Raw genomic sequence first — 13434 nt, 5'->3', positions numbered from 1 at the left:
CTTTGTTTTATGACTGAAGACGCCCGCCAGCACGTCGTGGATACCGACGACGAGCATCTGCGCCGCCTCACCCACGAACACCTCAAGGTGTTTGCCAAGTTTACCTCCGAAAACTGCGCGGCCTGCGCGGCGCTAGCCCCGCCCTTCGCCAAGTTTGTGGACGACCCGGAGAACATCGGTATCCTGTTCGTGCGCCTCAACGCGGACGAGAACCCGGTGGCCAAGAAGCTGATGCAGGAGAAGGTGGCGCCCTTCTTTGTGAGCTATTGCCAGGGCCGCCTGCTCGAATGCGACGCCCTCACCGAGGAAGCGGAGGTAGTGGCCCAGCTCAAGCGCCTGCGCGAGTTTTTGCCGGCCGTGGGCTAAGTAGAACCTGGCTAGAGAACGTCACGCGGAGCTTGCCGAAGCATCTTTGCCTAGTCGGTTAACGAGGCGGCAGAGACGCTTCGGCAAGCCCCGCATGACGTTCAAATAAAAAATTATAAAATCAGCAAGCAGCTCGTCTTTTGTTTTTTCTACTCTCCAAGCTACTTGACTTTGTGCTGCTGCCGGCCGTGTGGCTGGTGGCCCTGCTGCTGGGGGCGTGGCTAGCCCGGCCCGACAGCCGCGCGCGGCGGCGCTGGCTGGGCGCGGCGCTGCTCGTCACCCTTATCAGCACCAGCAACGCGCTCATCAACGAGGCGCTGCTGGCCTGGGAGGTGCCGGCCGTGCCGCTGGCCGCCGTGGCCCCCGCCGATGCCGCCGTGCTGCTCACGGGCATCACCATCGGGGATAAGTCGCCCCACGACCGGGTATACCTGAGCCGGGGCGCCGACCGCTTCACCAATGCCCTGTGGCTGTACCGGGCCGGGCGGGTGCGGCAGATTATCATCTCCGGTGGCTCGGGGGCGGTGCTGCGCACGCAGGGCACCGAGGCCGGCAACCTGCGCACGCTGCTGCTGCTGGCGGGCGTGCCCGACTCGGCCATTCTGCTGGAAGAGCGCAGCCGCAACACCCGCGAAAACGCGCTGTTTACCCACGCGCTGCTAGCCCGGCATCCGGATATAAAGTCGCTGGTGCTGGTGACGTCGGCCTTCCACGAGCGGCGGGCGCTGGGCTGCTTTGCCCGCGTGGGCCTGCGCGCGCAGGCCTTTCCGGCTGATTTTCGCACTAGTGACCGCAGCTGGGCGCCCGACTACTGGCTGCTGCCCGATGCTAATGCCCTCATTTGCTGGAGCCTGCTGCTGCATGAAGTGTCGGGCTGGCTCGTGTATAAGGCGGCTGGCTACTGCTAAAATTTAGTGCTCACAATGAAGAAGGAAGAATTGGTGCTCGTGGCTTGGCCTGGTAGCAATTCCTGCTGCTAATTTTTTTACTCCGTCTTAACGGTGTCGGGCTCGGCGGCCTTGGCAATCCACACCGATTTTTGGTTGACAAACTCCCGAATGCCCACGTAAGACAGCTCGCGGCCGTGCCCCGAGTGCTTGACGCCGCCAAACGGCAGCTCGGGCATTGACTTTACCAGGCCGTTGATGAAAACGGCGCCGCTTTCGAGCTGGCGGGCCATCGCCTCGGCCCTGGCCACGTCGCGCGTCCACACGGCCGCGCCCAGGCCAAAGGGCGAGTCGTTGGCCAGGGCCAGGGCCTGGGCCGCGTCGCGGGCCGTGAGTACCAGCGCCACCGGCCCAAACAGCTCTTCGAGGTAGGCGCGCTGGCCTTTCTTTACATTGGTCAGAATAACAGGGTCGAACTGTGTGGCGCCGGGCCGGGGCTGGCCGCCGGCCAGGGCTACCTTCGCACCCTGGGCCACGGAGTCGGCTACCTGGCGGCTTAGCTCGTCGGCCAGGTCGGGGCGGGCTAGCGGGCCGTAGTCAGTGGCTTCAGCAAGCGGGTCGCCGTAGCGCAGGGCTTGCAGGTGGCCTTTCAGGAGTTGCACGAATTCGGCCTTCACCGATTTTTCGACGATAAAGCGCTTGGCCGCGATGCAGCTCTGGCCGGCATTAATCATGCGGGCCTGGGCGGCGGTTTTGGCGGCTAGCGGCACGTCGGCATCGGCCAGCACGATAAACGGGTCGGAGCCACCCAGCTCCAGCACGGCTTTCTTGAGGTGCCGGCCAGCTTCTGTGCCCACGGCCACGCCCGCCCGCTCGGAGCCGGTGAGCGTGACGGCCGCCACGCGCGGGTCGGCCAGCAGCCGGGCCACGGTTTCGTTGTTGATAAATAAATTCTGGAAGGCGGCCGGCGGCAAACCTGCGTCGTGAAAAATATTTTCCAGTGCCAGCGCGCACTGCGGCACGTTGGGCGCGTGCTTGAGCAAGCCCACGTTGCCAGCCATTAGGGCGGGCGCGGCAAAGCGCACCACCTGCCAGAGCGGAAAATTCCAGGGCATAATGGCCAGCACCACCCCGAGCGGCGCGTAGCTGATGAAGCTGCGCCCGGCATCGGTTTTCACCTCCTCATCGGCCAAAAATGCCTCGGCGTGCGTGGCGTAGTACTCGCAGCAGGTGGCGCACTTCTGGGCCTCGGCGCGGCCATCGCGCAGGGGCTTGCCCATTTCGAGGGCCATGAGGCGGGCTAGCTCCTCCTGGCGCTCGCGCAGCAGCGCGGCGGCCCGGCGCAGCCCCGCCGCGCGCTCGGCAAAGGTGGTAGCGCGCCACTGCGCGGCCGCGCGGTGCGCCTGGGCTAGCAGGCGCTCGGTTTTAGCCCACGAAAACTCGGTAAATCGCCGCAGTGTGCGGCCGGTGTAAGGGTTGATGGAGGCAATGGGCATAACGCGGAAATAAACAATTAGCAAAGAATCAGGCTTGCGGGGCTAGCGGTTCGCCGGTCTTGGTTACAAACCAGACAGCCGCCCGGCGGTTGTGCCGGCGGGTCCGAGGCGTTCACGCCCTTGTGTTTAAAATCTGAAATAACCCTACATTCGCCCTGAGTTACCGAACGTTTCGGCTGGCTCCGTCGGTTTTGCTCTTCTGTACATCCCCGTGTCCGACCTATCCCTCATATCCACCCCACCCGCCGCCGAAGCGGCGCTGGTCGAACGACTAAGGTCCCGCGACCAGTCGGCCATGACCGAGTTCTACGACCGTTACTCGGCGGCGCTCTACGGCGTAATAAACCGCATCGTCAAAGATGAGGGCGAAGCCGAAGACGTGCTGCAGGAGGCGCTGGTCAAAATCTGGCACAGCATGGCCAGCTACGACAATTCCAAAGGGCGGTTATTTACCTGGGTGGTGAATATCAGCCGAAATTTAGCCATCGATAAAATCCGCTCGCGGCAGCACCGCGTAGGTTCTCGCACCCAGGGCCTCGACGATAGTCTGGCTGCCCAGCGCCAGGCCGCCCCGGATACGTTTCGCCCCGAGCACGTGGGCTTGCAGGAAATTACCAGCAAGCTCGTGCCCGAACAGCGGCAAGTTATCGACCTGCTCTATTTCGGCGGCTTTACCCAGAGTGAAGCGGCCGAAGAACTCAACCTGCCGCTGGGTACGGTGAAAACCCGCGCCCGCACTGCTTTGAAAATACTGGCCAAACTTATTCGTTAATTCCAGTTACGTCCGTGGAAGATTTCCAAGATTATATCGAATCCGGCCGCCTCGAGCAATATGCGTTAGGCGACCTTGACCCCGCCGGCCAGGCCGAAGTAGAAAGCTGGGCCGCCCGCTTTCCGCAGGTGCGCCAGGAGCTCGACGAGCTGCTGACCGGCCTCGGCGTGTATGCCGAAGCCCACGCCGTGGCGCCGCCCGCTGGCCTGCGCGACCGCGTGCTGAGCCGCGTGCTGGCCGAAATCGGCGCCCCCGTAGCGGCTGGGCCTGCCGCCCCCACTGTGGCCGCCCCAGTAGCCGAAGCCGTGCCTTCCATGCGCGTATCGGCCTCTAACCCGCGCCCTGCCGATAGCTACGCCGCCGCGCCGGTAGCCAGCTCGCGCAGTGGCTGGGCCATCGCTGCCTCGGTGGCGCTGCTGCTCAGCCTGGCGGCTAATGCCTTGCTGTACAGCCGCTGGCAGCAGGCTAGCACCGACCTTGTGGCCGCCCAAAACAGCCAGGCGCGCTTCGCCCAAACCTCGCAGGTGATGGAGCGCCGCCTCACCTCTACCCAGCAGCAGCTGCACGTGCTGCGCTCGCCTCAGGAGTATAAAATGGTGGCTCTGGCCGGCACGCCCGCCCACCGCGACGCCCACGCCCGGGTGCTTTACAGCGCCAGGGAGCACCGCGTATACCTCGATGTGCAGCAGCTGCCCGCCCTGGCCGCCGGCAAGCAGTACCAGCTCTGGGCCCTCGACAAAGGCAAGCCCATCGATGCCGGGGTGCTGGCCGCCACTACTGCCGCCGGCGATAGTATTCAGCAAATGAAGGACATCGCCAGTGCCCAGACCTTCGCCATGACGGTGGAGCCCACCGGCGGCAGCGCCGGCCCCACGCTCACTACTATGACGGTTATTGGTAATATGTAAGTAGTTATAAGCGGAGTTTTCGGAAATCGTCTGCCGTGCCTTTCGGGGTGCGGCAGACGATTTCTTATTTATGCCGGCTCATTAACCTTTCCGCAAGCCCGTGCGTTGTATCGGCTAAACGCGTTCGCTTACCCTATGCACGGCACCATTTTTACATTGCTCAAACGCTACGTTCAAACACAATACGACCATAGCACGTGGCTGAAGCTGGTGCAGCTAGCCGGCCTCGAATCGGGCGATTTCAGTCATAAGGATGTCTATCCCGATGAGCACATGTATGCGCTGGTGGGCCAGGCCGCTGAGCTGACCGGACTCTCGGCGGGCGAGCTGCACGAAAAATTCGGTGAATACCTCGTGCCCGATTTAATGTACATGTACCAGAAGTACGTGAACCCTGATTGGCGCACCCTCGAAATGCTCGAAAATACGGAGCATTCGCTGCACTACCAGGTACGCCGCGAGCATCCCGAAAACTCGCCCCCCGTGCTGAAAGTCGAGCGCCTGAACGAAAACGAATTACTGATTAATTATGTATCGCCGCGCCGCATGGGTGGGCTAGCCGTGGGCATCGTGCGCGGCCTGGCCGTTTATTATGACGAAGCCGACCACATCGACGTGCTACCAACCACGAGCGAAGATGGTGAGCGCGTGCAAATTCACGTGCGACGGAAATAAGCTGTTTTAACGTAAAAAAGAGGCCGCTGCATTTGTGCAGCGGCCTCTTTTTTACGTTAAAACAGGCGGGGTTGCGCCGGTCGGCCCGGCCCGCCGGGCTGATAGTCATTGGGTTCATCGCTGTCTTCTTCATCGTCGTCTGCCTCCTCATCTTCTTCTGTGTCAAGATCTTCCTCATCTTCGTCGAGTGAGTCGAAAACGCGGTCGAGCGAGGCTTCGGCGTGGCGTAGTTTGTGGCGGCACAGGCGAATTAATTCGGCCGAGCGCTCGGCGCGGGCCGTGAGGTCGTCTACGTCTACCTGGTCAGTTTCGAGGCTGCGCAATATGGTTTCTAATTCCTGAATGGCTTCGTTGTACGTCACGTTTTTTGAATTAAAAATTATAAATGAAAAATTAAAAAATAAGGAGAATTTAAGCGCAGATTGTAGCGGTAATAAAAATTACAGCAGGCGGCGCAATTGCTGATTTTCGTTGCGCAGCCCCGCAGCTTCCAGAGCGGCTATTTTTAATTTATAAGCGGTAATTTTTAATTCGAATTGACGCTGCATTACAAACTGCTGCTTCAATAATTCTTCGCGCTTGCGCTGGTGGTGGCGCACGAAGCGCCGCAGCACCGTGCGCGAGCGGTGCCGCAGGTCCTGCGCTTCGTGGCCGAGGGCGCGGCGCGCGGCCTGCGGCAGCGTGTAGCGGTAGCTTTCGAGATGCTGCCCGAGCTGGCGCAGGTGCTGGCGCGGTGCCTGGGTGGCCTGGCGGCTGCGCTGGGCTAGGGCGGCCTGGGCTAGCCGCAGCTGCTGGCGAGCGGCTTCGCGCGAGTGGTCGGCCAGGCGCTGGAGGTGCTGGTGGCGGCTGGCCAGGTGCTGGCGGCTGAGGTCGGCCACGCGCTCGGCCAGGTCGAGCAGCAGGCTTTCGAGGCGCGCCAGCCGGTCGACCAGAAAGGCGGCCACGGCGGTGGGCGTTTTGAGCGCGCGGTGGGCCACGAGGTCCACCACCGCCTCATCGCGCTCGTGGCCGATGCCGGTGAGCACGGGCAGCGGAAACGAGGCCACGGCCGCCGCCAGCCCATACTCATCGAAGGCCAGCAAATCAGTCTTCGAGCCGCCGCCTCTTATCAGGATAACCACTTCAAACTGGCCCCGGCGCGCCCGCACCTGGTCGAGCGCCGCCCGGATACTCTCGGGCGCCCCTTCGCCCTGCATGAGCGCCGGAAAAAGCGTGAGCGCGAAGTCATACGGCGCCTCCTCGAGCTGACGCACAAAGTCTTGGAAGCCCGCGGCGGTAGGGGAGGAGATAACGGCCAGTCGCTGCGGGCCTAGCGGCAACGATAGCTCCTGCTGGCGCTCCAGCAAATCCTTCTCCCGGAGCTTGCGCAGGGTGGCCAGCCGCTGGCGGGCCAGCTCGCCCACGGTGTAGCTGGGGTCGAGGGCCAGCACATCGAGCGAAAAGCCGTATTGCTCGTGAAACGTCACCTTCACGCGCAGCAGCAGGCGCAGGCCGGGGCGCAGTTCCTGGCCGGTGGCCTCGGCGAAGGCGGGCGCCAGCTGGGCGTAGCGGCTGCCCCAGAGCGTGGCCCGCGCCTGGGCCGTGAAGCCTAGCGCCTCGGCCCCGGCGGCGGGCTCGGTGAGGGTGAGGTAGCAGTGGCCGCCTACTTGGCGCGGGCGGGTCATTTCGGCCACTTCGGCCACCACCCAGTAAGAGTCGGGAAAGCGGTGGTGCAGGGCCGCCCGCACCTGGGCCAGCAGCGCGCCCAGGCTGAGCGGGGTGGCCGGCTCGGGCGGGGGGCTGGCGGCAGCGCGGCGATTGTATAAGGGCATGGGTGAAAAATAGCTGGCAGGCGCCGGCCAAATAGCAATCGAATAGTAAAAGTACCTTCCTGACCCGCGATAGTACCGCGTTGGGAACCGGCGCTTAACTTGCGCACCTTAATCCTGAACTACTACCCATCCACTTTTTCTTTTTCATGTCAAAAATTTCTCGTTACCGGCGGGGCGCGGCCCTGGCCGTGACCGCGCTGGGGCTAGCTACTGCCACGCCGGCGCTGGCTCAAACTACCGCCCAGCAAGGCGTGGGCATTAATCCCGCCAACATCGATAAAACGGTGAGCCCCTGCGACGATTTTTATCGCTTCGCCTCGGGCAACTGGATAAAAAACAACCCGGTGCCGGCCTCCGAAAGCCGCTGGGGTAGCTTCAACGAGCTGGCCGACCACAACAACGCCACCCAAAAGGCTATTCTGGAAGACTTGGCCCGCAAATCGGCCGCCGCGCCCAAGGGCTCGAATGCGCAGAAAGTCGGCGATTTCTATGCGGCGGCGATGGACACGGTAGCCATCGAAAAGGCCGGCCTGACTTACCTTAAGCCTTACCTCGACCGCATCGCGGCCATTAAGACGCTGCCCGAAATGCAGAAATTCCTGGCCGACCCCAAGGCTCAGGCTGGCAGCGTGTGGTTTAATTCGGGCGTGGGCCAGGACGAGAAAATCAGCACGCAGTACGCGGTGCAGTTTTACCAAGGCGGCCTTTCGCTGCCCAACCGCGACTACTACCTGAAAGAGGATGCCCGCTCAAAAACCATCCGGGCTGCTTACCAGGCCTATCTGGTAAATACCTTCAAGCGCCTTGGCGACAGCGAAGCGGCGGCCACGGCTAACGCGGCCACGGTCATGCGCATCGAAACGCGCCTGGCTAGGGCCAGCAAGAGCCCCGTGGACCTGCGCGACCCGCAGGCCAACTACAACAAGCTGACCGTGGCCCAGGCCACCAAAGAGTTTCCGAACCTCGACCTACCGTTGATGCTGAAGGAAAATCACCTTGGCACGGCTAAGGAAATAATTGTGGGCCAGCCGGCTTTCCTGAAAGAAGTGAACACCATGCTAGCCAGCGAGCCCATCGCCGACCAGCGTGAGTACCTGCGCTGGCACTTGGTGAGCAGCGTGACTTCGGCCCTGCCCAAAGCCTACGGCGACGAGGCGTTCCGATTTCAGCAGGTGCTGACGGGCGCCAAGCAGCAGCAGCCCCGCTGGAAGCGCATGCTGCGCGCCACCGACGGGGCGCTCGGCGAGGCGTTTGGTCAGCTTTATGTTGATAAGGCGTTCTCGCCCGCGGCCAAAGCCCGCGCCAAGGAAATGATTGAGAACCTGCGCAAAGCCTACGCCGAGCGCATACTGGCTACCGACTGGATGAGCGCCGCCACCAAGAAGGAGGCCATCGTGAAGCTCAACGCCTTCGCGGTGAAAATCGGCTATCCCGATAAGTGGAAGGACTATTCGAAGCTCAGCATCAACCGCCAGAGCTATTTGCAGAATGTGCTGGCCGCCCGCACCTGGGCCACCGAGGATAACCTGGCTCACTTCGGCAAGCCGATTGACCGGGGCGAGTGGGGCATGACCCCGCCCACCGTGAACGCCTACTACAACCCGCCGATGAACGAGATTGTGTTCCCGGCCGGCATCCTGCAAGCGCCCTTCTACGACCCCAAGGCCGATGACGCGGTGAACTACGGCGGTATCGGGGCCGTGATTGGTCACGAGATGACCCACGGCTTCGACGACCAGGGCCGGCAGTACGACGCCAAGGGCAACCTGCGCGACTGGTGGACCAAAGAGGACGGCGAGAAATTCAATGCCAAGGCCGCGATGGTGGGCCAGCAGTACGACAAGTTTTCGCCCCTCGACTCGGTGTATGTGAACGGCAAGCTGACGATGGGCGAGAACCTGGCCGACCTCGGCGGCCTCACCATCGCCTACCAGGCCTTCCAGAAAACCCCGGAGGCCAAGGCCGGCAAGTCGATTGACGGTTTCACGCCCAACCAGCGCTTCTTCCTGGCCTGGGGCCAGATATGGCGCACCAACATCCGCCCCGAGGCGGCCCGCCAGCAGGTGCTCACCGACCCGCACTCGCCCGGTCAGTTCCGCACCAACGGCCCGCTCATGAACATGCCCGAGTTCTACCAGGCCTTTGGCTGCAAGCCTACCGACAAGATGGAGCGGCCCACCGCCGAGCAGGCCCGCATCTGGTAGGCTAGCCGCGCTAAGTGCACCCAAAAGAACGGCCTGCTCATCTGCCGTCGCTTGCCGAAGCACCTTTGCTAACCCTAGCGGCGTGGCAGAGATACTTCGGCAAGCGGACGCCAGATGAGCAGGCCGTTCTTTTTAGGGTTAGAAATGGAATCTTTTTGCGCATTCAGGAAGGGCAAAGCCCTGGCCGTGCAACTGTGCGTGGGCGCGTGCATCTATTACGCTTATTTTCCACTTTTTCTTCTAACTAATCTTTTTCATGTCCTTTCCTACCACCTTCTCGCGGTTGGCGCTGGCGACCTTGGGCCTCGGCACGCTGGCTGCTACCACCGCCTTTGGGCCGCCTGCCAAGCCTACCCCTCCGCAACAGGGCGTGGGTATCAGCCTCGCCAATATTGACCAGTCGGTGTCGCCGTGCGAGGATTTTTACCACTACGCCAATGGCAACTGGATAAAGAACAACCCCGTGCCGGCCGCCGAAACCCGCTGGGGCGCCTTCAACGAGCTGCAAGACCGCAACATCGCGGTGGAGAAGCGTATCTTGATGAAGGCCGCCGCCGACGCGCGCAACGCCAAGGCCGGCACCAATGAGCAGAAAGTGGGCGACTTCTACGCCGCCGCAATGGACTCGGCCGCCATCGAGGCCGCCGGCCTCAAGTATTTGCAGCCGCGCCTCACGCGCATTGCCGGCCTCAAAAACCTGGGCGAGATTCAGCAGTACATGGCCGACCCCAAGTCGTATGGCACGGGCTGGTACAGCTTTGGCGTGCGCCAGGACAGCAAAAACAGCACCCAGTATGCCGTGAGCATGGGGCAGGGCGGACTAGGCCTCGGCGACCGCGACTACTACCTGAAGGATGACGGCCGCTCGAAGACCATCCGGGCGGCTTATAAGGCCTACATGACGAGCGTGTTTCAGCTGCTGGGCGATGCGCCGAGCCTGGCCGCTACCAACGCCGACGCCGTGCTGGCCCTCGAAACCAAAATGGCCCAGGCTAGCCGGAGCCGCGTGGACCTGCGCGACCGCATCAAGAACTACAACAAGCTGACCGTGGCCCAGGCCACCAAGGACTACCCCAACCTGAACATTCCGCTGGTGCTGAAGGACAGCGGCCTGAGCGGGGCCCAGGACCTCATCGTGGGCCAGCCCGAGTACCTGGCAGCCGCCAACAACCTGATGGCCAATACGCCCATTGCCGACCAGCGCCAGTATTTCCGCTGGCACCTGGTGGAGGGCGTTACCTCGGCCCTGCCCAAAGCCTACGGCGACGCCAGCTTCCGCTTTCAGCAGGTGCTGACCGGCGCCAAGGTGCAGCAGCCGCGCTGGAAGCGCGCCCTGCGCGCCACCGACGGCGCGCTCGGCGAGGCCTTCGGCCAGCTCTACGTAGACCAGGCGTTCTCGCCCGCCGCCAAGGCCAAGGCCAAGGAGATGGTCGAAAACCTGCGCAAGGCCTACGCCGAGCGCATACTGGCCACCGACTGGATGAGTGCCGATACGAAGAAGGAAGCCATTCAAAAGCTCAATGCCTTCGCGGTAAAAATCGGCTATCCTGATAAGTGGAAGGACTACTCGAAGCTTAAAATCACCCGCGCCAGCGCGCTCGAAAACCTGTTTGCCACCGCCGAGTGGCGCACCGAGGACAACCTCAGGAAATTTGGTAAGCCCATCGACCGGGGCGAGTGGGGCATGACGCCGCCCACCGTGAACGCCTACTACAACTCGAGCATGAACGAGATTGTGTTCCCGGCCGGCATCCTGCAGCCCCCGTTCTACGACCCCAAGGCCGATGACGCGGTGAACTACGGCGGCATTGGCGCGGTAATCGGCCACGAAATGACCCACGGCTTCGACGACCAGGGCCGCCGCTCGGATGCCAAAGGCAACCTGCGCGACTGGTGGACCAAGGAAGATAACGAGAAATTCACGGCTAAGGCCGACATGGTGGGCAAGCAGTACGACGCCTTCTCGCCCCTCGACTCGGTGCACGTGAACGGCAAGCTGACGATGGGCGAAAACCTGGCCGATATCGGCGGCCTCACCATCGCCTACCAGGCGTTCCAGAAGACGGCCCAGTACAAGGCCGCGCAGAAAATCGACGGCTTTACCCCTAGCCAGCGCTTCTTCCTGGGCTTTGCCCAAATCTGGCGCGCTAACCAGCGCCCCGAAGCCCTGCGCCAGCAAATCCAGACTGACCCGCACTCGCCCGGCCAGTACCGCACCAACGGTCCGCTCATGAATATGCCCGAGTTCTACGAGGCTTTCGGCTGCAAAGACGGCAACAAGATGGTGCGCGCCACGCAAGACCGCTCGCGCATTTGGTAAGGTCTTTGCAAATTGACTAACTGACGAAAAGCCTGGCCGTACTGGTCAGGCTTTTTTTGTGGGCTAGCCTTCCAGGTTGTGCGAGAAATTATAAAACTTGCGGGTACTTAGGTTGTACCAAATTCGCCAAAAGCCCGCCCCATCATCCTATACAAAAACCGGCCAGCGGAGCCAATATGGGTCTTTATCATCCGACCGCTCATACTCGCTTGGGAAAAAATTAATGAACAGACGCGGCTGGGGTTCGCACGAAAAAGCCCGGCCTCCTTACAGAAACCGGGCTTTTGCAGTCGCTACAGCCAGGAGCCCTGCGGCTCCAAATCGAAGATACGCAAAATTATTTGTCGCTGTGGTCGGCGGCGTGGTTTTTGGCCGCGCGGCGCGAGCTGGTCGTGGCGTGCGCCGCGTGGCCGCTAGCCGTGTGGGCGTGGTGAGCAGCCGTTTTGTGGTCGCCGGCGTCGGCGTGCTTGGCCGCTTCGGTGTGGTGCTTGGCGGCGGCGGTGTGGTGGGCAGCGGCAGTGCGGTGATGGTCGCCGGTATTGCCTTTTTTGGCGGGAGTGGTCATGAGTAAAAAAGGGTGGGTGGGAGTTCAGCTCTTTTACGCATGGCTAGCGGGGGTGGGTGAAAAACTGTGCTATAAAATTCAGGCATTTTGGAGAGTGAATTTTTGCTGAGCGCGGCCGGCGCGGTCGCGGCAGCGATGATTGGCGGAAATATGCCCGCCCGGCCCGAACTTCGGGCCGTTGGCCGCCCCTGTGGGGTGCGCGGCCCCCATCTCTTCGATATGAAAAAAATCTTCTTGAGCCTGGGGCTGGCGGTGCTGCTGCTGGGCCCGGCTGCCCCGGCCGCCCACGCCTGGGGCTTTGTGGGGCACCGCGCCATTACGCAGGTGGCGGTGTACGAGCTGCCGGCCGCTATGCAGCCCTTCTATTTCCGGCACATGGCCGCGCTGGTGCGCCTGAGCACCGCCCCCGACGAGCGCCGCAGCCAGGACCCCACCGAGGGGCCCAAGCACTTCATCGACATGGACCACTACTCGGAGGATAATCCTTTCGCCAAAGTGCCGCGCAACTACGACGAGGCAGTTGAGAAATTCTCGGCCGACACACTCAAAAAGTACGGCACCGTGCCTTGGATGGTGATTGAAACCAAAGACCACCTGGTCGAGGCCTTCCGGCAGCGCGATACCACGGCCATCATCAAGTACTCGGCCGAGCTAAGCCACTACACCGCCGACGCCTTCGTGCCGCTGCACACCACCGTCAACTACGACGGCCAGCTTAGCGGCCAGGCGGGCCTGCATGCCCTCTGGGAAAGCCAGCTGCCCGAGCGTTACCTCAAAGACTACAAGCTGGCCGGCGAGGAGGGCAAGGTGCTGAAAGACCCGCTGGCGGCTATTTGGGGCATTATTCAGGCTAGCTACGGCTTCCTCACCGCTACCTACGACCTGGAGGCCAAGACGGCCAAGAAGTTTACGCCCCAGACCAAGTACACGTTTTCGCACCGCTTCGGCCGCACTCAGCGCCGCTACTCCGATGCCTTTGCCGATGCCTACGAAAAAGAAGTAGGCGGCATGGTGGCTTTCCGGCTTAAAACGGCCTCGCCCATGGTAGCCTCGCTGTGGCTCACGGCCTGGCAGGAAGCCGGCCGCCCCGACCTCACCACCCTCATGGCTCCGCCCAAGCTGGGCAAGGATGAAAAAGAGCAGCTCGCCACCCAGCTCAAAGCCTGGAAAGCCAACACGCTCGCGCAGGATAACCTGCTGCTGGCCCAGCAGAAAGAGCAGAAAGCCGCCGCTGCCGACGAGATAAAAGCCGCCGACGGCGAGGCTGCCCCGCCCCCCCCGCCCGAGCCCGTGGCGGCCCCCGCTAGCCCCGCCGCCAAACCCGCTGCGGCGCCCAAAGTGAAGGTAAAAACCAAAGGCCCCACCGGCACCGACAAACAGAAAACCAAGGCATCGGACGGCTGGTAGCCTAGCCGCCCGGTCTGCGCCGG

General features: G+C 62.5%; 12 protein-coding genes. 8 read left to right on the top strand and 4 right to left on the bottom strand.

Features of this window, described 5'->3' with window-relative positions; genetic code table 11:
* Window positions 1-9 precede the first annotated feature (9 nt).
* Entirely contained in the window at window positions 10-366 is a 357-nt protein-coding gene (locus tag GKZ68_RS08890) for a thioredoxin domain-containing protein (protein ID WP_173113426.1), read from the top strand.
* Between the two features lie 140 nt (window positions 367-506).
* Window positions 507-1274, top strand: coding sequence for a YdcF family protein (locus GKZ68_RS08885; RefSeq protein WP_173113423.1), 768 nt, complete (start codon window positions 507-509; stop codon window positions 1272-1274).
* A gap of 77 nt (window positions 1275-1351) precedes the next feature.
* On the opposite strand, the gene GKZ68_RS08880 is transcribed toward GKZ68_RS08885, so the two are convergent.
* The gene (locus tag GKZ68_RS08880; RefSeq protein WP_173113419.1) at window positions 1352-2749 is read right to left on the bottom strand and encodes an NAD-dependent succinate-semialdehyde dehydrogenase; all 1398 of its coding nucleotides are present in this window, start codon (window positions 2747-2749) and stop codon (window positions 1352-1354) included.
* Window positions 2750-2960: 211 nt separating this feature from the next.
* On the opposite strand from GKZ68_RS08880, the gene GKZ68_RS08875 reads away from it, so the two are divergent.
* The 3 genes from GKZ68_RS08875 to GKZ68_RS08865 all read left to right on the top strand — a co-directional run bounded on the left by GKZ68_RS08875 (window position 2961) and on the right by GKZ68_RS08865 (window position 5104).
* Complete coding sequence (locus tag GKZ68_RS08875; protein ID WP_254244230.1) at window positions 2961-3521, top strand: RNA polymerase sigma factor; 561 nt, start codon at window positions 2961-2963, stop codon at window positions 3519-3521.
* A 14-nt stretch (window positions 3522-3535) separates the two neighbouring features.
* Entirely contained in the window at window positions 3536-4429 is an 894-nt protein-coding gene (locus GKZ68_RS08870; RefSeq protein ID WP_173113416.1) for an anti-sigma factor, read from the top strand.
* A 135-nt stretch (window positions 4430-4564) separates the two neighbouring features.
* Window positions 4565-5104: a heme NO-binding domain-containing protein gene (locus GKZ68_RS08865; protein WP_173113413.1), complete on the top strand. Its 540-nt coding sequence runs from the start codon at window positions 4565-4567 to the stop codon at window positions 5102-5104.
* Between the two features lie 56 nt (window positions 5105-5160).
* Here the strand turns inward: GKZ68_RS08865 and xseB are convergent, their stop codons facing one another.
* Window positions 5161-5466 (bottom strand): exodeoxyribonuclease VII small subunit, encoded by a 306-nt coding sequence (gene xseB, locus GKZ68_RS08860; protein ID WP_254244229.1) that lies wholly within the window; start codon window positions 5464-5466, stop codon window positions 5161-5163.
* Between the two features lie 78 nt (window positions 5467-5544).
* Entirely contained in the window at window positions 5545-6915 is a 1371-nt protein-coding gene (xseA, locus tag GKZ68_RS08855; protein WP_173113410.1) for an exodeoxyribonuclease VII large subunit, read from the bottom strand.
* A gap of 146 nt (window positions 6916-7061) precedes the next feature.
* On the opposite strand from xseA, the gene GKZ68_RS08850 reads away from it, so the two are divergent.
* Window positions 7062-9119 (top strand): M13 family metallopeptidase, encoded by a 2058-nt coding sequence (locus GKZ68_RS08850; RefSeq protein WP_173113407.1) that lies wholly within the window; start codon window positions 7062-7064, stop codon window positions 9117-9119.
* 256 nt (window positions 9120-9375) lie between these two features.
* Window positions 9376-11439, top strand: coding sequence for a M13 family metallopeptidase (locus GKZ68_RS08845; protein WP_173113404.1), 2064 nt, complete (start codon window positions 9376-9378; stop codon window positions 11437-11439).
* Between the two features lie 337 nt (window positions 11440-11776).
* Here the strand turns inward: GKZ68_RS08845 and GKZ68_RS08840 are convergent, their stop codons facing one another.
* Complete coding sequence (locus GKZ68_RS08840; protein WP_173113401.1) at window positions 11777-12004, bottom strand: hypothetical protein; 228 nt, start codon at window positions 12002-12004, stop codon at window positions 11777-11779.
* A gap of 219 nt (window positions 12005-12223) precedes the next feature.
* Here GKZ68_RS08840 and GKZ68_RS08835 point away from each other — a divergent pair, with 219 nt between their 5' ends.
* On the top strand, window positions 12224-13411 hold the full coding sequence (locus GKZ68_RS08835; RefSeq protein WP_173113398.1) for a zinc dependent phospholipase C family protein: 1188 nt from the start codon (window positions 12224-12226) through the stop codon (window positions 13409-13411).
* The last annotated feature ends 23 nt before the right edge of the window (window positions 13412-13434 follow it).

Source organism: Hymenobacter sp. BRD128 (assembly GCF_013256625.1).
Taxonomy (GTDB): Bacteria; Bacteroidota; Bacteroidia; order Cytophagales; family Hymenobacteraceae; genus Hymenobacter.
This window is presented reverse-complemented; position numbering and strand designations above follow the sequence as displayed.